General features: G+C 46.1%; 21 protein-coding genes and 1 tRNA gene. 18 read left to right on the forward strand and 4 right to left on the reverse strand.

Annotated features, from left to right (window positions below; genetic code table 11):
• Nucleotides 1–18 precede the first annotated feature (18 nt).
• The 3 genes from GGU45_RS00110 (at nt 19) to GGU45_RS00120 (ending at nt 1,191) form a co-directional block, all read left to right on the forward strand.
• Nucleotides 19–183 (forward strand): hypothetical protein, encoded by a 165-nt coding sequence (locus tag GGU45_RS00110; protein WP_435220871.1) that lies wholly within the window; start codon nt 19–21, stop codon nt 181–183.
• Between the two features lie 93 nt (nt 184–276).
• Nucleotides 277–756 carry a BON domain-containing protein gene (locus tag GGU45_RS00115; RefSeq protein ID WP_435220873.1) on the forward strand — a complete coding sequence of 160 codons (480 nt, stop codon included), beginning with the start codon at nt 277–279 and terminating at the stop codon, nt 754–756.
• 15 nt (nt 757–771) lie between these two features.
• Nucleotides 772–1,191, forward strand: a complete 420-nt coding sequence (locus GGU45_RS00120; protein WP_435220874.1) for an SH3 domain-containing protein — start codon at nt 772–774, stop codon at nt 1,189–1,191.
• Between the two features lie 281 nt (nt 1,192–1,472).
• Here the strand turns inward: GGU45_RS00120 and GGU45_RS00125 are convergent, their stop codons facing one another.
• The gene (locus GGU45_RS00125; RefSeq protein WP_435220876.1) at nt 1,473–2,771 is read right to left on the reverse strand and encodes a bifunctional folylpolyglutamate synthase/dihydrofolate synthase; all 1,299 of its coding nucleotides are present in this window, start codon (nt 2,769–2,771) and stop codon (nt 1,473–1,475) included.
• Between the two features lie 212 nt (nt 2,772–2,983).
• On the opposite strand from GGU45_RS00125, the gene GGU45_RS00130 reads away from it, so the two are divergent.
• Both GGU45_RS00130 and GGU45_RS00135 read left to right on the forward strand, forming a co-directional pair.
• Nucleotides 2,984–3,069 (forward strand) — tRNA-Leu (locus tag GGU45_RS00130).
• A gap of 302 nt (nt 3,070–3,371) precedes the next feature.
• The gene (locus tag GGU45_RS00135; protein ID WP_435220878.1) at nt 3,372–4,754 is read left to right on the forward strand and encodes a TlpA family protein disulfide reductase; all 1,383 of its coding nucleotides are present in this window, start codon (nt 3,372–3,374) and stop codon (nt 4,752–4,754) included.
• Nucleotides 4,755–4,988: 234 nt separating this feature from the next.
• Here the strand turns inward: GGU45_RS00135 and GGU45_RS00140 are convergent, their stop codons facing one another.
• Nucleotides 4,989–5,594 (reverse strand): helix-turn-helix domain-containing protein, encoded by a 606-nt coding sequence (locus GGU45_RS00140; RefSeq protein ID WP_435220880.1) that lies wholly within the window; start codon nt 5,592–5,594, stop codon nt 4,989–4,991.
• Between the two features lie 249 nt (nt 5,595–5,843).
• Between GGU45_RS00140 and GGU45_RS00145 the strand changes: the two genes are divergently transcribed.
• From GGU45_RS00145 to GGU45_RS00205, 13 genes are all read left to right on the forward strand, one after another.
• On the forward strand, nt 5,844–6,932 hold the full coding sequence (locus GGU45_RS00145; protein WP_435220882.1) for a zinc-binding dehydrogenase: 1,089 nt from the start codon (nt 5,844–5,846) through the stop codon (nt 6,930–6,932).
• A gap of 37 nt (nt 6,933–6,969) precedes the next feature.
• Entirely contained in the window at nt 6,970–8,289 is a 1,320-nt protein-coding gene (locus tag GGU45_RS00150) for an MFS transporter (RefSeq protein ID WP_435220884.1), read from the forward strand.
• A 52-nt stretch (nt 8,290–8,341) separates the two neighbouring features.
• Entirely contained in the window at nt 8,342–9,244 is a 903-nt protein-coding gene (locus tag GGU45_RS00155) for an alkaline phosphatase family protein (RefSeq protein ID WP_435220886.1), read from the forward strand.
• Nucleotides 9,245–9,343: 99 nt separating this feature from the next.
• On the forward strand, nt 9,344–10,591 hold the full coding sequence (gene phnA / locus GGU45_RS00160; RefSeq protein WP_435220888.1) for a phosphonoacetate hydrolase: 1,248 nt from the start codon (nt 9,344–9,346) through the stop codon (nt 10,589–10,591).
• Between the two features lie 12 nt (nt 10,592–10,603).
• A complete protein-coding gene (gene phnY, locus GGU45_RS00165; protein ID WP_435220890.1) occupies nt 10,604–12,031 on the forward strand; it encodes a phosphonoacetaldehyde dehydrogenase in 1,428 nt (475 codons plus the stop codon).
• An 80-nt stretch (nt 12,032–12,111) separates the two neighbouring features.
• Nucleotides 12,112–12,372, forward strand: a complete 261-nt coding sequence (locus tag GGU45_RS00170) for a hypothetical protein (protein WP_435220892.1) — start codon at nt 12,112–12,114, stop codon at nt 12,370–12,372.
• Between the two features lie 115 nt (nt 12,373–12,487).
• Nucleotides 12,488–12,643, forward strand: a complete 156-nt coding sequence (locus tag GGU45_RS00175; protein ID WP_435220894.1) for a hypothetical protein — start codon at nt 12,488–12,490, stop codon at nt 12,641–12,643.
• Between the two features lie 473 nt (nt 12,644–13,116).
• Nucleotides 13,117–13,269, forward strand: a complete 153-nt coding sequence (locus GGU45_RS00180) for a hypothetical protein (protein WP_435220895.1) — start codon at nt 13,117–13,119, stop codon at nt 13,267–13,269.
• A 677-nt stretch (nt 13,270–13,946) separates the two neighbouring features.
• Nucleotides 13,947–14,819: a DUF3347 domain-containing protein gene (locus GGU45_RS00185; RefSeq protein ID WP_435220897.1), complete on the forward strand. Its 873-nt coding sequence runs from the start codon at nt 13,947–13,949 to the stop codon at nt 14,817–14,819.
• A gap of 32 nt (nt 14,820–14,851) precedes the next feature.
• On the forward strand, nt 14,852–15,025 hold the full coding sequence (locus GGU45_RS00190; RefSeq protein WP_435220899.1) for a heavy metal-binding domain-containing protein: 174 nt from the start codon (nt 14,852–14,854) through the stop codon (nt 15,023–15,025).
• Nucleotides 15,026–15,027: 2 nt separating this feature from the next.
• A complete protein-coding gene (locus tag GGU45_RS00195; RefSeq protein ID WP_435220901.1) occupies nt 15,028–15,702 on the forward strand; it encodes a DUF3347 domain-containing protein in 675 nt (224 codons plus the stop codon).
• The gene (locus GGU45_RS00200) at nt 15,686–16,147 is read left to right on the forward strand and encodes a heme-binding domain-containing protein (protein WP_435220902.1); all 462 of its coding nucleotides are present in this window, start codon (nt 15,686–15,688) and stop codon (nt 16,145–16,147) included. The genes GGU45_RS00195 and GGU45_RS00200 overlap by 17 nt, the downstream gene beginning before the upstream one ends.
• A gap of 66 nt (nt 16,148–16,213) precedes the next feature.
• Nucleotides 16,214–18,430, forward strand: coding sequence for a multicopper oxidase domain-containing protein (locus GGU45_RS00205; protein WP_435220903.1), 2,217 nt, complete (start codon nt 16,214–16,216; stop codon nt 18,428–18,430).
• A 173-nt stretch (nt 18,431–18,603) separates the two neighbouring features.
• On the opposite strand, the gene GGU45_RS00210 is transcribed toward GGU45_RS00205, so the two are convergent.
• Nucleotides 18,604–19,983, reverse strand: coding sequence for an alpha-L-fucosidase (locus GGU45_RS00210; RefSeq protein ID WP_435220905.1), 1,380 nt, complete (start codon nt 19,981–19,983; stop codon nt 18,604–18,606).
• Between the two features lie 78 nt (nt 19,984–20,061).
• Nucleotides 20,062–20,514 carry a DUF4304 domain-containing protein gene (locus GGU45_RS00215; RefSeq protein ID WP_435220907.1) on the reverse strand — a complete coding sequence of 151 codons (453 nt, stop codon included), beginning with the start codon at nt 20,512–20,514 and terminating at the stop codon, nt 20,062–20,064.
• Between the last annotated feature and the right edge of the window lie 631 nt (nt 20,515–21,145).

The raw sequence follows: 21,145 nt of genomic DNA on the forward strand, positions 1-21,145 counted from the left end.
GCGAGAAACATAGAGGGTTTGGCAGAAAAAACTCCTAATGCCAACATCATCAAAGGCGATGTACTGCGCAAGCCCCATCTTTACAATGCTGCCAAAGGCAGGGTATTGTTTATGCCAATCTTTCCGGTCCGGTTGATAAAATGGCAGGCCTGGGAGGCAGCAGACGCCTTCAGCTGCATTTAAAATTAAGAAATAAAAAATATACGGTGAATCTATTTATATCGGAATTAACTTATATTCGTTGTAATTAAATTTCTTCACTAAAACCCGAATCAAATGAAAAAAGTTCTGGCCATGATTGCCATTGCTGCGTTTGCTTTTGCGCTGCCATCCTGTAAAGGAAAAAGCGATGCAGACATTAAAACAGAAGTAGATGCGAAGTTAGCTACCAACCCTGATTTTGCACAACTCACTTCTGATGTTAAGGATGGAGCTGTTACGATTTCCGGTAACGTCAAAGATGATGCTACTAAAACAGCGGTAGACCCTGCCGTGAAAGAGGTAAAAGGTGTAAAATCTGTTGTAAATAATTCAACCGTTCCACCTCCTCCCCCGCCTCCAACCATCAATCCTGACGACCTGTTAAACACAGCCATTAAGGATGCGATCAAGGATCATCCCGGTGTAAAGGCTGAGGTAAAAGAGGGCGTTGTAACACTCACCGGCGACATTAAAAAGGCAGACCTGGCCACATTAATGCAGAAAGTAAACGCAATTCATCCCAAAAAAGTGGAACAAAAATTAACCGTAAAATAAAAGGAGGACCCCATTATGGCACTGGAAGAAAAATACAAAGCATTAATTGATGCGGCTAATACCGCAGGAGTTGCCAACCTCGCAGTAAGAGAACAGGATGGCGTTTTATATATTGATGGCGATGCCCCCAGCGGCGCTGTAAAAGATCAGCTCTGGAGCGTCTATGATCAAATTGATCCCAATTATACCAGCGGGGACCTGATCTTAAACGTCAACGCCAAAGCCGAAGCGGGCTCCAAAGTACGGGTAGCCACCCAGGAAACGGCGCTGAACATCCGCAAAGGACCGGGTACCGATCAGCCGATCGTAGGCAAGGCCCAGAAGGATGAAATCATTACATTGATCAGCCAGGCAAACGACCAATGGTCGTCTGTTCGTACGGACGATGGTACCGAAGGGTATGCCTACTCTCAATACCTGGAACCCGTAGCATAAGCCCGGCGTTCCAGATCTTCTTAAACCGTTCCCTAACCGGAACGGTTTTTTTATGCAGCAATCATTCCCGCAGATTTCGCAAATACAAAATAGAAAAATCAATGAAGATCAGCGGGAAAAATATGTCCAATGATCTACCCCAGAAAATCAAAAAGAATCTGTGTAAATCCGTGTCATCTGTGAGCAAAAAGCTGTATTGAACACAACACAAGTCCCCCCAAAAACATCGGCAAAATCAACGCTAAAATCTGCGCAAATCCGCGGGAACACAAGCGCATACATTATGAAAAATGTCCCCTAACCTCCCCCACTAAAAAGATACTGCCGCAAACCAGGATCAGATCATCGGTATGCGCCTGAGCCATGGCAGCATTCAACCCAACATTGACATTCGGCCAGATAGTACCGGTTAGTTGAAATACGGCGGCCTTTGCTGCCAGCTCCCCCGCGGGCAGGGCCCTTGGCAAATTTGCCTGGGTAAAGTAATACATTGCTGTAGCGGGCAATAGCGATAATACCTTATCCACGTCCTTATCCTTCACCATTCCCAGTACCAGGTGCAGCTTCCGGTAAGGAGTCAGTTCCAGCTGGCTCAGCACCTGCCGCATCCCATCCTCATTGTGGGCTACATCCAAAACAATGCGCGGGTTCCGGTGTATGGTTTCCCAGCGGCCATGAAGGCCAGTTAATCTTTTTGTATGGGCAATCCCCTTTGATATGGAAGACTCATCAAGCGCAATACCGCATTGCCGCAGCTGCCGGCAGGATTCCAGCACCGTCAGCAGGTTCTTTACCTGGTAGGCGCCGGCAAGTTCGGGCTGATAACGGTAATGGTCCACTGCTGTATTTTTCGACACTTCTGCCACCAGCATTTCATCCTGGTAGTACCAGCCTTCCAGATGAAATTCCTGGTCGGCAAAATAGATCGGAGCATTTTGCTCCCGGGCTTTATCAATAAATACTGGCGCCGTAGCCGCCTGCGTTTCCCCGATCACTACAGGAATTCCTTTTTTAATGATACCTGCTTTTTCTGCAGCGATCTTTGGCAACGTATCTCCCAGCAATTGTACATGATCCAGGCCAATATTGGTAATCACGGAAAGCAGGGGATATATGATATTCGTGCTGTCGAGCCGTCCGCCTAACCCCGTCTCAATCACAGCAATATCGACAGCGTGCGTTGCAAAATGATCAAAGGCCAGCGCCACGGTAATTTCAAAAAAGCTGGGTTGCAGCTGCTCTGTAACCGGTCGTATTTTTTCGATGAAATCAACAACGGCCTGTTCGCTGATCATCTGCCCATTGATCTTTACCCGCTCGCGAAAGTCGGTAAGATGCGGAGAAGTATACAAACCCGTTTTATATCCCTGAACCTGCAATGCGGAGGCCAGCATGTGACTTACGGACCCCTTACCGTTTGTACCCGCAATGTGAACAAACCGGGTTTTAGTATGAGGGTCTCCTAAAACTTTACAGAGGGCATAAATATTATCAAAACCGCTTTTGATGGCCGATGCCCCCACCCGGCTAAACATCGGGAGCTGTTCATATATAAAATCGAGGGTCTGCTGGTATGTCATTGTTTTTAAAAACACAAAGATAAGAAGCGCATGTACTTGACCATGACTGTTTGCCATTTCACCTTATTTGGAAAATTTGCTGCTGATATTTGTCGGATAAATGAAGTCTTTTACCTATTTTCGCAATCCTTCAGCGGGATACCCTCAAAGGGGTTACTGCTAAGTGTAACAGTTCTTTATATCAAAAGGCAACATCCGTTCCCTTTTATATTGCCCGGGTGGCGAAATTGGTAGACGCACCACCTTGAGGTGGTGGCGCTGGTAACTCGGCGTGCTGGTTCGAATCCAGTCTCGGGCACATTTCAAAGGTTGTAAGTAATTGACTTACAACCTTTTTTGTTTTTTCTTGTGTCCAAAAAGTGCCGCTTGTTTCCACCATTTACGACACATAAATGACACACGGGATTTTCCGGATTCTAACCGGCACGCACAGTGCCATCCGGAGACTACAAGACAGCCGCCTTTGCACATGAACTGCTGCATTGATAACGGTAATTATGCTACCTATTGTTGTGACAGTTGTGGGAGTTATGAGCATTTATTTAACCTGGATTCTCTTACCTGCCGGGGACTATTATGCCTCCGGCTTAAACTAAATAGATGAAGCATTGTTTTCCATTTTTCTTGCTGCCGCTCCTCTTCTTGTTGCCCTACAGAGGGAGTTGTGAATCCAATACTGCGATATTGCCATTTGCTGGTAATAAAAATTCAGAAGTGGTGTTCTTCTTCAATGTTGCCAAGGGAAAAGTACAAAGATTTTATTTCTTCGACGAGTTCGGCTCCATGCGGCAATTTATTTTAGACAATAAAAATAAGTCGAAAGATACAGTTATACAGAAAAAGGTAAGTACAAATGGACTTTTAGAGGTATACTATACTTATAAGGAGAAAGTGCCTTTTTTGTTTGAGGCTGGTGATACCATATTGATATCCGGAGGAGATTCGATACTGTCCGTCAGCTCTCAGGTGAGATCCAATGTTGCAAATTCCTTTTTTCTTCAGCTCAGAAAATCTGGTGGATCCATTTTTGAATATGAAGGCCAGATGTTAACGATAAAGATCAAAGACAGGCTTCCCTACTTAGATAGTTTGTACAGAAATTCGATGTATTTTTTGACCCTGCACAAGGATTCTATGTCAGAAAGTATCTACAAGGGATATTTCTACATGATCCTGTATGAATACTTGCAGCGTAAACTGGTTAGATTGAGCGTTGACAATGATCCTGCTTTGCCCGGTTTGATGGATAGTGTTACTGGTCTTATAAGATCAGAAGAATGCGCCTTTTTAAATGGGTATCGTTTTTTAATTGATACTTATGGAATGAATAAATGGGGAAGGGATTTCAAAAGTCCAACGTATCATACAGCGAGGTACGATAGCATTGCGTCTTTTTTTAGTGGGTATACCAAAAATCGAGCCTTGTTTTTCGCTTTGATAGGAATTAAAAACCGCGTTCCCGAATATTTCGCTGCATACCGAAAAAAATTTTATGCAGATTGCAGTGATAGCGCGCTCAGGAATTATATCCGCGAAAATTTTGAAACGAAAGTTGTAGGTACAAAGCTTTTGAACCAATCCGATATGGATTTCATCTGGGAGGATGTTTTGAAAAAGAATAATGGCAAGGTGGTTTATATTGACTTTTGGGCAAGCTGGTGCCTACCCTGCAGGGCGGAAATGTCCAATGCAAAAAGCCTGATCAATGAATTTCAATCTAAACCGTTTACTTATGTTTTTATTTCGACTGATCGTACAAAGACTAATTGGATAAACGCCATTAAAGACGATGGCATTACGGGGGTTGCGGAAAATTACATCATTACAAATTTTGCCGGATCGGCTTTGGAAAAGCAATTTGAAATATTCAGTCTTCCACGTTATCTCTTAATTGATGCGGAAGGGAAAATAGTGGATCCCAATGCGCCTCCTCCCCACAATACGAATCTTCGAAGAAAAATTGAAGATTTGATAAATCAGTAGCCTTTCAAAGTTTTTCTTAATCCGCTTTATTCTATGCAACTGCCTGGTTATAGCTGACTTTCTTAAATATAGTATTGCCCGGGCTAAGGAGAAAAACCGTGATGTGCTTTTGAAAGGAGTGAACTGGTTTCAGGATGCTATTTTTTTTGAGGATTCCTTATTTCAGGTTCCTATGTTCTCAGGCACCCCTCTGCCGGACCAGGTAGCACTCTGCAACCCGGTACGGAAATGCCGCTATGAAGCAGCAAAAAAATAAATGACCAGCAAGGTTACTTTTTTTGCAGACTCATTTACGGGTACATGCGGTAGGTTACCGTCAAAATACAGGGAGTCGCCGGTACTTAGCTTTAGCACATTTTTTTCGAGGTGATAGCTGATCGGGCCGTTCAGGATATAAACAAATTCGAATGCATCGGTAGTCACCTGTTTTCGTTTAGCCCCGGGCTCCAGCTCTAAAACGGATATCTGGAACGATCCGCTGCTCATTCCCTGTTCCAGAACGGAAAAATAATTAAATCCCGTTGCTTTCTCCTCCTTTACATAGGGCTTATAGGTGTTTTTGGGGATAAAGATATAGCCCGGAAAATCATCTGCCGCCGATAATTCTAAAAAAAATTCGTTGATCGGCACCTGCAGCTGGCCAACAATGGCAAATAAGGTAGGAATAGTGGGGATCATCCGCCCGTTTTCTATTTTCGAGAGCAATGCAGCTCCGATATTGGCCCGCGCCGCAAGATCAATAAGCTTTAATCTTTTTTCCTTGCGGTAATTCCTTATAGCTTCTCCGATCTTATGGTAAGACAGGTTACCGGCCTGCATTACGGTTTTTGCCTTTGTCATACCAGACGAAAATAATTCTTTTCAGTTTAATATCCATACGGCCGGCATCGGCGGCGCCCGGCATACATACAGATAGCCGCTGCGCATCACCGCCCGGCGGTTAACCGGAAAAAAGCAGCAGGCGGCAAGGCAAAATAAAAACGCAACCTTGCCTGAAAAATTATTTTTTTCTTAATAAGAAAAAATATATCCTTAAAGGAAATTTTGTGTACTTTTATATTCTTGTCAGGAAAAAAAACTTTTTAAGCAATGCCCATGGCGAACTTAATGGTATTTAACGGTCCCGGTCTGCCACTGGAACAACGATCACTGCCGCTCCCGCTCCTGAAGCCGGGCGAAGTGCTTATCAAAAACAAATTCACTACCATTTGCGGCAGCGACCTGCATACCTATTGCGGAAAGCGCACCGAACCCTGTCCCAGCATACTTGGCCATGAGATCGTTGGTGAAATAGTTGCGATAGATGCCCGGCATTGCGGATCGGATCAGCAAGGCCATCCATTGAAGACCGGCGACAGGGTCACCTGGTCCATTTTTTCAAGCAATCCGGAGTCCTATTACGCACAACAGGGTATGCCCCAGAAAGGCGAAGCGCTTTTTAAATATGGCCATGCCTTAGTAAAGGAAGCCGATGCGTTTCACGGCGGGTTATCGGAATATTGTGTGCTAAAACCCGGCACTTCAATCCTGAAGATCCCTGATTCCCTGCCGGTTCCTATTGCTGCCACGATCAACTGTGCCATTGCCACGGTGGCCGGGGCCTTGCGTGTAGGCGGTGAGCTGAAAAATAAAAATGTATTGATCCTGGGCATGGGCCTGCTGGGACTCACCTGCGCAGCTATGTGTAAAGACGCCGGTGCTGCCTGGGTAGGCACCGCCGATATTGAACCGGCCCGGCTGGATGAGTCAAAACATTTTGGCGCATCGGACACTTTTTTATTAACAGCAGATCATGCAGCCATCACGCATACAATAAAAGAAAAATTTGCCCGTTCCGGCGTTGATATCGTATTTGATATGAGCGGGTCCCCGGAAGCGATGGAAGCCGGGCTGGACCTGCTGGCCGTTGGCGGTATTGCGGTATGGATCGGCGCCGTATTTAAAACAAGAAGCGTGCAGGTCGATGCCGAAAAGATTATCCGCGGGCTGATCACCATTAAGGGGTTGCATAATTATAATTACGATGACTTTGCCTATGCGCTGGATTTTATCAGCCGCAACTGGAACCAGTATGCTTTTGATAAGGTGGTAGCCAAAACATTTAGCCTTGCAGAAGCCAATGAAGCGTTTGAATATGCGTTACAACACAAACCATTACGGGTAGGTATCCGTATGTAAACCTGAGCGCAGGATCAACACGAACAAACAAATCGGCATGAAAAAAAATCGGTCGGACCAACCCTTTCCCGGAAAAACGGTTTCCTCCTCCTCGCCTCCCACCCCTGCGGCCAAAGGTACCTCCTTCCGCAAACAGCAATGGAAGATGCTGCTTGCCTGTATGTTCTGCTACATGTTCTTTTATACGGGGCGGCATAATTTTGGCTGGGCCGCAAAAGCCCTGGCTGCCGATCTCGGGGTTCGTTTCTCTGCCATTGGTCTTATCAGCTCATCGATGCTTATTGGCTATGCTATCGGGCAGCTGGTCAATGGCAACCTGGCCGACCGGTTCAGCCCGCGTAAGATGGTTTTTATGGGGGCCCTGTTCTCCGTGACCTGTAATTTTGCGATCAGTTTTTCGCACAGCTACACACAGATCCTGATCCTGTGGATGCTCAACGGTTATTTTCAATCGCTGGCCTGGGCGCCCGGGAGCCGTATTATTTCCAACTGGTGGGGGCCGAAGGAGCGGGGAAAAGCATTTGGCTTTTATACGATGGCAGCGGGCAGCTCATCGGTTGTCACCTTTCTGATTTCTATACTTATTGTGCAGCAAAATACAACCTGGCAGTATTTGTTTCGTTTGCCGGTATTGTTCTTATTGGTTGCCGTTATTATTTTTTACCTGGTTGTACGCAATAAACCATCAGATACCGGGTTTAACAACCTGTCCGGCGATACACTGAAGGCAGCGGAAACCCATTGGACAGAACGATATAAGGCCGTTTTTGGCAATCGCCGTTTTATGATCGCATCCCTTGCGCTGGGCTTTGAAAATATGGCGCGGTACGGGCTGATCGTATGGGTGCCGGTGCACTATCTTGGCGGCAACTGGAAAGATAGCCCGCCGTACCTGTGGGTTACCGTACTGATGCCATTGGGCATGGCCCTGGGCGCCTTTTCATTTGGTACCATTTCCGATAAATTCTTTAACCGCAACCGGCCGGCATCCATACGCACGGGCATGCTCATCAGTGCGCTGCTGGCGCTGCTGATCTTTGCAGTTCCGGTCCATAACCTGGTTCTCAGCAGTGTGCTTATGTTTGCCGCCGGCTTTTTCGTATATGGGCCACAGGCCAATTTCTGGCCCATGAGCCCTGATCTGCTGGGAGAAAAATATGTGGGAACCGGTGTGGGTATTATGAATATGTTCGCTTATATTTTTGCAGCCCTGGGCGAACCATTGCTGGGATGGATCATTGATAAAACCGGCAACAGCGCCAATGTCTTTATTGCCATTATGATCATCTGCCTCATCTGTGCCGGAATCATATCACTGGTACATTACAGGACAAAAGAAGCAACCGGAGCACATTAAAAGCGCCGTTCATTTTGAGTCAACAAACCTATTTATGATTAAAATAAAAACGATGAACATTTCAAAACTTCTTTTATCTGCAGCAGTCCTGCTGATCGCCCTTGCCGGACCGGCGCAAAAACGGGTAGTCCTGATCGGGCTGGACGGCTTTAGTGCAGAGGGCTACAACAGCATCAGGCATCCGAATATTGACAAACTGGTATCCGAAGGTGTGTTATCGACCACCACAAGACCGGTAATGCCCTCCGTTACACTGCCCAACTGGACCAGTCATCTTACCGGCTCCGGGCCGGAAGAACATGGCGTTACCGGTAACGACTGGACAGTGACCAGGCATCCGCTGGAAGCCATTGATAAAGATGCGGCGGGCTACTATCCCTCGATCTTTAAAGTACTGAAAGAAAAAGTTCCGGGCGTAAAAACCGCTTTCTATTACAACTGGGCCGAGCTCATCAACTCCATGAACAAGCAATATATGGACGAGGTATCCTTCCAGTACAACGACCGGTACGACAGCAATTATGCAAAAGCCTTTGATTTTATTGCCGCCAATAAAAACAAGCCCTCCCTTACTTTTTTATACAGCGTGCATACAGACCATGCCGGTCATGGTTATGGCTGGATGTCGCCACAATACATATCCGCTGTTGAAGCGGCAGACAGCGCCATTGGCGCATTCCTGGACCGGCTAAAAGCTGCCAACCTGTATAAGGACACCTACTTTTTTCTGATCACCGATCACGGTGGCAAAGCAAAAGGGCACGGAGGCACTTCCATGCAGGAAATGCAGGTGCCCTGGGCGGTTACAGGCCCCCGTATTAAAAAAACCGGGTTGAGCCGGCTGTATAACAGTAATAAGAACACATCGCTGGTGATCGCAAAGATCTTTGGCCTGAGACAAAAGGACCTGCCCAAAAGCTGGACGGGTACCCTGCCGGAAGGAATTTTTAAATAGTCCGGAACCTGGCGCAAAGCGCCCGGGTCTTTCAGCAACCGGCAACGCAGGATTTTATAAAAACAACGATTCAATAAACAGTAAAAACATACAGATACGATGAGTACCATTTCCACACAATCCTTTACCGCTAACGGCATTACCTATAACCCACCCCCAAAACCCGTTGTAGTGATCTGCATGGACGGCTCGGCGGACGAATATTACAATGCGGCCATTGCAAGGGACCGCATGCCCAATCTAAAAAAAATGAGCGTTCAGGGGTACAGGGGTTCTGTAAGAGGCGCCCTGCCCTCTTTTACCAACGTAAACAATACTTCCATTGTAACCGGGGTACCCCCATCGGTACATGGTATCTGCGGCAATTTTTTCTATGATGAAACAAAGGATGAAGAAGTTATGATGAACTCCTCCTCCTATCTGCGGGCAGAAACCCTGCTTGCGGCGGCTGCCCGTGCCGGCCGCAGGCTGGCGGTGGTTACGGCCAAAGAAAAGCTGCGGGATATTCTTTCCTGCAAAATGAAGGGCATTGCCATCTCCGCTGAAAAAGCCAGCCAGGCAACGGCAGCCACCCATGGAATCGATCATGCAGAAGTGGTAGTAGGTCATAAAACACCGCCGATATACAGTGCGGATGCCAGCCTGTTCGTACTGCGCGCCGGCGTTGCTTTTTTGCAAAAGGGCCTGGCCGATTTTCTTTATCTGTCGTTGACCGATTACATGCAGCACACCTACGCACCCGAGGCCGAAGAATCCCTGGCGTTTTATGAAGCAATCGATACGGAGCTTGGCCATTTGCTGGCAACCGGCGCTATAATTGGCGCTACGCCCGATCATGGCATGAATGCCAAGATAAAAGAAGACGGAACGCCCAACGTGCTATTTGTGGAAGCGATACTGGAGCAACAGTTCGGCAGTGGTTTCCGCGTGATCTGCCCCATTACCGATCCCTATGTAAAGCACCACGGGGCGCTCGGCTCCTATGTGGTGGTGCACATAAACGATAAGAACAAAATCCCGGAAGTGCAAAAATGGCTGAGCCGGCAGCCCGGCATTACGGAAGTGTACGACCGGCAAACCGCCGCAACCTTACTGGAACAACCCGCAGACCGTATCGGCGACCTGGTGGTACTTTCCGGCAAAGACGTTGTAGTAGGACGCAGACCACAGTACCATGACCTCTCCGCACTGGATGGTACGTTGCGTTCGCATGGAGGACGGTATGAGGAAATGGTATCCATGATCCTGTCACACCCGTTAAACCAGGCTTATGCGGTAAAAGCCGCCCGCGACCCACGTAATTTCAACATCTTTGATTTTGTGGTAAACGGGACGGTAGCTCAATAAGAATAAAAAACAATGCAAACACAACCCATAAGAGCAACCAGCTATATAGCCGGAGAACCGGTACAAAACAATCGCCTGCTGGAAGTAAAAAGCCCCTACGACGGGCGCCTGGTTGGAACCGTAACAACCGCAGGTGCCGCCGATGTGGAAAAAGCAATAACCCGGGCCCTGGCAACAGGAACTAAATTAACGCGCTACGAACGGTACCAGATCCTTGAAAAAACGCGGCAGTTGCTGAGCGAACACCGCAAAGAAATAGCAGACCTCATCAGCGCAGAATCGGGGCTGGCCATACGCGAAGCCGTTTATGAAACAGGACGCGCGCATGATGTGCTCATGTTTGCCGCCATTGAATGCCTGAAGGATGACGGGCAAATCTTTTCCTGCGACATATCGCCCGCCGGAAAAGCAAGAAAAATATTTACACTACGGGAGCCCTTAAACCTGGGCGTTGCCATCACTCCTTTTAATCATCCGCTTAACCAGGTAGCCCATAAGATAGCCCCGGCTATTGCAGCCGGCTGTCCGGTTATTTTAAAACCATCGGAAAAAACTCCGCTTACGGCAATCCGCCTCACGGAGCTCCTCTACGAAGCGGGGTTGCCCAAAAATATGCTGAGTGTGCTTTTGGGGCCAACCAATGAAGTGGCCGAGCCACTGGTAAAAGATCACCGGGTAGACATTGTCTCTTTCACCGGAAGCGTGCCGGTGGGCAAGCACATTGCCGCCGCCGCCGGTTATAAAAAAGTAATACTGGAGTTGGGCGGTAATGACCCGGTTATTATCATGGAAGATGCCGATCTTGACAAAGCCGTGCTGCTGGCAGCCGAGGGCGCTTTCCGCAACAGCGGGCAACGCTGCACCGCCGTAAAACGGATACTGATCCATCAAAAAATAAAAGACGCCTTTGTAGAAAAGTTTGTCAAAAAAGCCGGGGAATATACCTGTGGTGATCCGGCGGACCCCGAAACCCTTGTAGGAACCGTAATTGATGAAGCCGCAGCCATCTGCCTGGAAAACATGGTCAATAAAGCTGTAGCTCAGGGCGCCCGGGTGTTGCTCGGCGGCAGGCGCCGTGGCGCACTTATGGAGCCTACGGTAATCGATGATGTACCGCGCCATGCAGACATCGTTGTGCACGAGGCCTTTGGTCCCCTGGCCCCGATCCTTACATTTAAGGATATAGATGATGCGATCGCCCTGAGCAATTCCACGGCTTACGGCCTTTCCAGCGGTATTGTAACCAATAATATGGATGATGCGCTCCGCTTTGTAAAAGAGCTAAAAGTAGGCACGGTAAACATCAACGAAGTACCGGGTTACCGGATCGAGAGCTCGCCGTTTGGGGGTATTAAAGATTCCGGCCTGGGAATAAAAGAAGGCGTCATTGAAGCGATTAAATGCTTCACTTTTGTAAAAACCTTCTCACTGCCGTGGTGATGCCATGCCCGGAAAAGATGGCCGGGAGTTTTTGACTGTAATTGAGCCGGCAGCAACTATGCTTATTGCCCGGTGGATATGTGCCTGAAAATGGACGGAACCCGGCAGCGGCCGATGGCGCTGACTCCCTGAATGTATTGGGAAGGACCCTGGATCCCCGCTTTAAGCAAACCGTTTGGGCCCCGGACCGCAGGCCTTTTAACCAGATCCCGGGTCGCGGAGGAGACGGTGTTCCCTTCAGGTATCCCCTGGTAGCACCGGCCGGCTCTTATACCGAAGGCATTACCGCTACAGGTTACCGTAATTTTAAAGGAGCTGTTTTAGCGCAGGGAGCAATGTAGACCGGTTCGCAGGCGGCAGCATAAACCCCTGGTTTAAAACAGCCGATTTCAAACCGGGAGGCCGGGGCTTATCACCGGTGCGGTACTTTTCAAATACACAGAGGCAACCAGCCAGATGGGATATAATGAGCCCGTTACCGGCTATCAAAACACGACCGTTACAATTACCTCCAATGTGGTGGACCGCAGCAATGCCACCATTACTATTGTGGCCTCAAAAGTCTTTCATTTGTCATGCCGTCCCGATGGCGATCCTATCGTGTCAGGTTAAGGGGATGTAAGCATGCCGGCAAATCTGCGCTATTAAAGGCTTTGAGGGGCATAGCCCCGGATAGATTTTAGAACGGGAAGGTCGTGCTTCAGCGCGACGTTAGCAGCCAAAAGACAGATGTGAGTGCCATAGGCACGGCAGATGTTTCGGGCTGACGGCTCTCAACCCTTCGTCCGGATGGTAGGAGGGGTTAAAACCCGCTCTTACACTATTCATCACCGCTATGCGGCGGGTACAGTTTGCCTGCTAACCTGACGCGTATGCGATCGGGATTGTTTCGGCATCTGAAGATGATGGTTCGTTGATAGATGCTGAACCGAGAATAGATCCCGGGTCAAGCCCGGGATGACATCTTCGGTCCCGGGATGACATCTTCGGCCCCGGGATGACATCATCGGCCCGGGGATGACATCATCAGAACAACATCATGCGGTAAAGCGACTTTTGAGACAACCCCTTCCTTCATTAAGCAAATGTATACGGGAAGAAACGGCATCCCCATTCCGTCCATCTACTACCGGAAAGGAACGGAGAATGGCTCCAAAATGCCAAAACTAATGGACTACTTGTATTATCCTGCGGCGGTAGCAGGAATGATTGTTTGCAAAATCATTCCTGCTAAATGAAGGGCAATCAGTCGAACCTGATGAAACAGGCAGCACCTCCTGAATCAATTCCATTTTAAGCGATCTGCTCCCGGGACCGGTCCCTTTATTTTTTTTCAACGATTGCAAGCTGTTTCTCATCAGGCATAAGTTAAAAATCATAAAATTTAATAATTTTTCACCATTTTATTAATAGCTTTGTGCCGTTGAAATATTTAATGCGCAATATTAGTCTGTTACTGTTATTTGGATTGGGATTGTTTGCCATCCCAAAGGAAAGTTATTCCTGTTCAAAAAGTAAAGCGATAAAAACAGCGCATCCTACCTGCGAAAAAAAACAAGTTCAGACAACGGAAAAGAAAAGCTGTTGCAAAACAGAAACCTGTAAGAAAAACGTAAATCATGAGGGGCATAATTGTAATGGCGGCTGCAATCACAGTTCCTGTCAATGCAGTACCTCTACTACATCGGTAAGTCTGCCTTTTTCTGTTGAATTAAGCGCAAAAGATCTTTTTGCAAGTTCCGAAAAGAAGAAATTCTCCTTTATGAAAGCCTGCTACTCTTCGGGCTTTTTGTCCATTTGGCTACCGCCTAAAATAAGCTGAAACGAGGGCTGTACAGCCATAGATATATCTTGCCGGGAGCAATTTACTGCATCCGGGGTCTCCTATTTTCCGTAATTCTTTAAAAAAAATATAATGAAATCAATGTTAATAATGTTGATGGTAATCGCTGTATTACTGTCGGGAACAACCAGCTTCGCACAAATCAGCAATCCAAAAACAGAAACCGTAAAGATCTACGGTAATTGCGATATGTGTAAAACCAATATTGAAAAAGCAGGGAATGTAAAAAAAGTAGCCGGCGTGGTATGGAACAAGGACACAAAAATGGCTACCCTTACCTATGATAGCGGGAAAACAAACCCTGACGAAATTTTGAAACGTATTGCCCTGGCCGGCTACGATAGTGATAGATTTCTCGCTCCGGATGACGTATATGCAAAGCTGCCCGGATGTTGCCGCTATGACAGAACAGCAAAGCCAGTTGCCAAAAATAAGGAGGCCGGAATGGATATGAAAGACGGTCACGGCAATCAAACCCATAGCGAAAAGGCCCCATCGGCCACTTCACAAAATGCGTCACAGTTAAAGGCGGTATTTGATGGTTATTTCGCTTTAAAAGACGCGCTGGTAAAAGCTGAGGGTGCCGCAGCGTCCCTAAAGGCTGCTGAACTGGCTGCAGCTGTTAAGGCGGTGGATATGAATAAACTCTCCGCAGAAGAACATACTGCCTGGATGAAAGTACTTAATAGCCTGACGGCTAATGCAGAAAGTATTTCAAAATCAAAGGATGTCAGCAGGCAAAGAGGCGCTTTTGCAACACTTTCCGGTAATATCTATGAATTGGCCAGGGTGTCGAAACGGGATGGGCCTGTTTATTACCAGCATTGCCCCATGTACAATAACGGTAAGGGCGCAAACTGGCTAAGTAAAGAGAATATAATTAAGAATCCATACTATGGTTCGCAAATGCTGACCTGTGGCAGCACTGTTGAAACCCTGAATTAAGAGGGGTGTTTAAATCAAAAACAGTGCAGACTATGACAAAATATACCTGCCCCATGCCCCCGCAGGTGCTAAAGGACGAACCGGGCAAATGTCCGCTTTGCGGTATGGCATTGGTTCCCTTGAGTAATTCATCAGCCGCTCATGAACATAATGCCGCCCGTGAGCATCCTGGTGATACAAGTCTTTTAAAAATCAACAAAAAATAAAAATGAAAAATATTATATTATCAATCGTAACTGTTGTCATGATCATTACAGCAATATCCTGCAATCAGTTGTCCGGTAAAAATAGTGAACAACCTGCAAACGATACACCGACTGTTCCCGAATTACCGGCGGCTTCTCAACTAAAGAAAAACGATACCGTTGCGGCAGTTTCCGGAGATCCATTAAACAGTAAGGATGTAAAACCGACAGTACAAGAAGAGACAAAAGGCCTTTTGATTGCTCCGATAGTAAGCGACTATCTGACATTGAAAAATGCATTGGTGGCAGATAACGGTAAATCGGCCGCAGATGCGGGTAAAAAATTATTGGCAACGCTCAAAGCTGTTGATATGAAACGCATACCCGCCGATAAACATAAGGAATACATGGATATCGCAGACGATGCTATGGAAAACGCGGAACATATTGGCGATAATGCCGGAAAAATTGAGCACCAGAGAGAGCACCTGGCTTCATTAAGTAAAGATATAAATGATCTTATAGCGATGTTTGGCGCCCCACAAAAATTATATCAGGACAAATGCCCCATGTTTAATGATGGCAGGGGGGCAATCTGGATCAGTGAAACAAAGGAGATAAAGAATCCTTATTACGGCAGCAAGATGATCACCTGCGGCTCTGTAAAAAAAGAATATAAGGATGAAAAAAAAGATTAGGATAGGATTCCTGGTTTTATTGTTCCTTTTTATCGCTATTCAGTTTTATCGGCCGGCAAGGAATGTTAGTAAAGGACAGGCTGAGGCCCCGGATATCGCAAAATCCTTTAATGTGCCTGCTGACGTCAAAGCCATACTACAAAGCTCCTGCTATGACTGCCATAGTAATCATACCAATTACGTATGGTACGACTATATTCAGCCTGCAGGAATGATTGTGGAGAATCACATTCGAAACGGTAAAAATGTGCTTAATTTTAATGACTGGGGAAACTATTCCAACCGAAAAAAGAGCCGGTTATTAAATTCAATGAAAAAGCAAATAGAAACAAAGGAGATGCCGCTTCCTTCATACACAATGTTTCATAGAAAAGCAGGGCTTGATCAGAACGAATTTCAAACAATAATTTCATGGTTAAACCGACAGATCGATAACAATGACTAAAAGAATTTTAAAATGGATATACAGAACATTTTTTCAAAAAAGTTGCTGCCGTTAACAGCTTTAATAATGGCGTCGTCAGCTGTAATGGCACAAAAGGTAGTGCGTTATGATTTATATGTAAAGGATAGTATTGTAAACTACGCCGGAAAATCCAAAAGGGCCATCGCCGTAAACGGGCAAATCCCAATGCCTACCCTTACATTTACAGAGGGGGATACAGCAGAAATAGTGGTGCATAATCAACTGAAAGAGGGAACCTCCCTGCATTGGCATGGTGTATTCCTGCCCAATAAGGAAGACGGGGTGCCTTATCTGACTCAAAAGCCAATAAAACCGGGAGCGGTCTATACGTACCGGTTCCCCATCATTCAAAACGGTACCCACTGGTACCACTCGCATTCGGGCTTGCAGGAGCAGATTGGCATGTATGGCAGCTTTGTCATGAAAAAGCGCACCGGTGACAAGACTTTTAGAAAGGGTATTGACGATTTGCCCGCCGTACCCATTATTTTAAGTGAATGGACCAACCTCAATCCGGACAACATAAATAGAATGTTGCACAATGCGAATGATTGGTCCGCTATTAAAAAAAATGCTACACAGTCCTATACGGAAGCAATAAAAGAGGGCAAACTGAGAACCAAGCTCACGAATGAGTGGAAGAGGATGCTGGCAATGGATGTAAGCGATGTATATTATGACAGGATCCTGATCAACGGTCATCCTGCTTCGGACCTCCATTCAGTTGAGGGCAAGGTTTTAGGGGCAGGCGATAAAGTGAGACTTCGGATCTCCAACGGCGGGGCGTCCTCCTATTTCTGGCTCCGGTATGCGGGTGGCAAAATGACGGTCGTTGCCAATGATGGCAATGATGTTGAACCGGTGGATGTGGACCGGCTGATCATAGCTGTTTCAGAAACGTACGATGTTGTTGTTACCATTCCAGACGATGGCGTTGCCTACGAGTTTTTGGCTACTACCGAAGACCGTACCCAATCTGCAAGTTATTTTGTGGGCAATGGGATCAAACAACTGATATCCCCGCTTCCCCGGTTAAAGTACTTTGAAGGGATGAAGATGATGAATGACATGATGAAGATGAACGGCGACCTGGATGATATGGGAATGAAAATGAGCCTGAACCAGATGGATATGAACGTGGTCATGTACCCGGAGATAACGGGTGATGGACTTAAAAAAAAGGATCACAGTCAGCATAACATGAACATGGATAGTGACCCCAACCGATATAACGCAAATGCTCTGGGAGATATTACTACGTTGAACTATGCGATGCTGCAATCGCCTCACAACACTACACTTCCAAAAGATGCCCCGGTTAAAGAGCTGAAGTTTACGCTTACAGGAAATATGAACCGTTATGTATGGAGCATGGATAATAAAATACTGTCAGAAACAGATAAAATACCGGTGAAGAAGGGCGAAATCCTGCGCGTTACAATTCATAATAATTCGATGATGCGCCACCCGATGCACCTGCATGGCTTTGATTTCAGGGTGATTAACGGCAAGGGCGAAAAGTCGCCTCTTAAGAACGTGCTGGATATTATGCCGATGGAAACGGACACCATTGAGTTTTTGGCAAATGAAGAAGGCGACTGGTTTTTTCACTGCCATATCCTGTACCACATGATGTCAGGTATGAACCGGGTATTTGCCGTAGGTGATTACAAGAACCCGTATTTGCCAGACAAAAAACAGGCGTATAAAGCCTTACAAAGAGAAAGCAATATGGCGCATTTTATGATACAGAATGATTTTGCTACAAATGGGAATGATGGAGGGGCAATGTTACAAAATGCCCGATGGTCTTTGGGAACGGAATGGCGTTTGGGCTACAACAGTATGCATGGTTATGAAGCAGAAACCCATTTGGGAAGATACATAGGTAAAATGCAGTGGTTTATGCCGTTTATCGGTTTTGACTGGCGGTATCGCAAAATGGGAATGGATGAACATGAAAAGAATCTGTTTGGGCAAAAGAACGAAAAGGATACCCGGCGCCAAATAAGTCTGGGTTTTATGTATACACTGCCCATGCTCGTCAATTTTCAGGCGGAGGTTTATCATGATGGTATTGTACGGTTACAACTGATGCGGGAAGACATTCCCGTCTCAAAAAGGTTGCGGGCGGGTTTTATGGTTAATACTGATCTGGAGTATATGGCAGACCTGCAATACATCATTACAAGAAATATTGGTGTGCGTGCTCATTATGACAGTGATATGGGATTTGGAGCCGGGCTCTCCGTCAGTTATTAGGATTGCCCAGGATTCAGCCGACAGGTAAAAGAGATTTCTGACGGGGAGTCTGACAAATATAATTCAAACCGGGCATCCTTATCAACCATCGCCACACCCTTATTTCATCAGCGGCCCTATTTATACTTGTGAGAATAATGACCCGGTTTTTATTTTTTTAGTATTGTAACCGATCAATAGGCGGCAAAAAGCTGAATGGCCGGCGGTCCGGCTGAATGTGTAATCTTCAGCCGGAATCGCCTGCTGCCCGGGCGGGATGTTAACCGGTAAATGAATTTATGTCCTATGGCGCTTCCGGAAAACAGGGTCTGCCATTTATGATTCCGGAAAGTTTGTATTTCAAAGGCCCTCACACGTTGTCCTTTTGCAAGCTCCTCCTCCATGACCAAATACGCGGGCGTTTTACCATCAGGTATATCCAGGTATACTATTTGCTGATCCTTTTTTTGGGCGATCGCCAGGGGGGTCCCGAAAAGTTCTTTTATTTTTTTACCAAAAGCGGTTAGCGTATCCACATCCTGATGATCCAGCAGCCCCGCGGGGTTTGGCGTAAGCCCCAGTATCAACGTGGAATTGTGCCCCACCGAATTGCAATACATAGCTACCAGTTCCTGTACCGGATAGATATGAGCTGTATCGCCGGGCTCCCAGAACCATTCGTGGCGGCCGTTGTAGCCCCGAAGCGGCGCATCCGACATTGCCGGCATATAATAGTTGCCGTGCTCATCTCCTTCTTTTAATAACCGTTTATTATTGCTGAAAACGCTGTCCGTATTTTTTGCATGCGAAAAAGGGAACGGATAGGTAGACCAGCAGGGATAGGGCACCGTACCGGATTCGGAGCCGCCCCATCTGAAATCAGCGCGTTGTGCATTATGATAAAACAAGCATCCCGGCTGATTCTTTTCCACAATGGGCAATACATCGGCGCCATAGGTTTTGGGGTCGGATGCGCCGCCATCGAACCAGATCATAAAAAGATCGCCGTAGCGGGTGGTTAGCTCCTCCACCATCCCCTCGCACATCCGTTTATAGGCCGCCTGCCGGTTTTTTGCAAAAAGGTCGTCTCCCGCCACTTTAAAGTCGTGTATTCCCAAAAATGCATTCCACCGGATGCCTACATAAATGCCCGGTTTTAAGCCATACCGGCGGCAGGAATTTACAAAATCACGTACCAGGTCGCCCTTGCCGTTTCTCCATTTTAAGGCCTTAAGGCAATAAGGATTTACATCGCTTTGATAAAGGGCAAATCCCGTTTCATGGGTTGCCGTTAATATGGCAAACGTGGCGCCGGCGGCCTTGGCGGAGGCCACCCATTGATCGGTATTCAACCGGGAAGGAGCAAAAATATTATAGTCCTTAACCGGAACAATCCGGTTATTGGTCTGGTTGTATTTTTCGCCATCAAATACATGCAGGTCATAGTGAAACACAACCCCAAATTCGGCCTGCTGCCAGGCCATCTGCGCTGTTGTGGGCAGAGGAACCTGTGCATTGCCTGCAAAAAAACACAGGAACAAAAGCATGCCTTTCAGAAATCTGATTATATTCATCTGCCAGGGATTATTCTTTCTACTTTTTCATCGTTTAAAACTTATTAGTGTATTCAATATCATTAAATCAGCTAATTACTAATCCATTGGCAGATTAAAAAACTGCTTTACAATTAGCGGCACATCAAATAAATGGTTCCTGTTTTTTAAGTTGTTTAAAACTCCTTCCTCATTTTCGACATCATTCATCTCTCTTATAACTTGATCTTGAATGTATTTTGACAAGTACATTGTACGATCATCGTTATTCATTGTATGATCCAAATCCAATAAATTCTTAATAAAAGACTCCTCATTACGGTTGTCATTACTAGATCCAAGCCGGTTGACAATATGAAACCATTTCTCAGTGCCTATTTTTTTAATAATATATCCAAAATTAATATAGAATTGATTGCCGTAAAACGCCTTTTGGAGAAAAACTTTCTTAATCAGTTCCGGCTCCTCCTTAAACCATCTTTTCCCCTTCTTTTTGAATCCTTGTGGGGTCAATTCTCTATCCAAAATGAACTCAATAATGTTTCCCTCCATTTTAAATGATTATCTTCACAAATCTAATATGTATCTAAATAAATCTGGAAATTTTCACCAAATTGAATGTTTGTCACCTGCTTTCTTCTGATTCCAGCTCACTACAAACATCATTGCTCTTGGCTAATGATACTACTGCATCGCTCATTCGGGCCTACACCCTACAGCTGATGAACATGCCTGGCACAACAATAAAGGAGTTCGCACAAAGCAGCGTTGTGAATTGCTTTCAACTTTCGGATTAACTTTGGTCTTTGACAACAGGAGAAGCTGCAAGGCCCAGTTACGTGGAGTTGTGAATTGCTTTCAACTTTCGGATTAACTTTGATCTTTGACAACTCGCCCAGAAATCGGTCGCTGAGTCTACCAGTTGTGAATTGCTTTCAACTTTCGGATTAACTTTGATCTTTGACAACTCCAGCAGGATAAATTGCCGGAAAATGTTGGTTGTGAATTGCTTTCAACTTTCGGATTAACTTTGATCTTTGACAACAAAGAACATCTGATCAAACAGGTAATTGAGTTGTGAATTGCTTTCAACTTTCGGATTAACTTTGATCTTTGACAACAACATTCTGTGTTTTGGTGCCGTTGCTAATGTTGTGAATTGCTTTCAACTTTCGGATTAACT

The sequence above is a fragment of the Niabella hirudinis genome, from assembly GCF_051201075.1.
In the GTDB taxonomy this organism is placed as follows: domain Bacteria; phylum Bacteroidota; class Bacteroidia; order Chitinophagales; family Chitinophagaceae; genus Niabella; species Niabella hirudinis.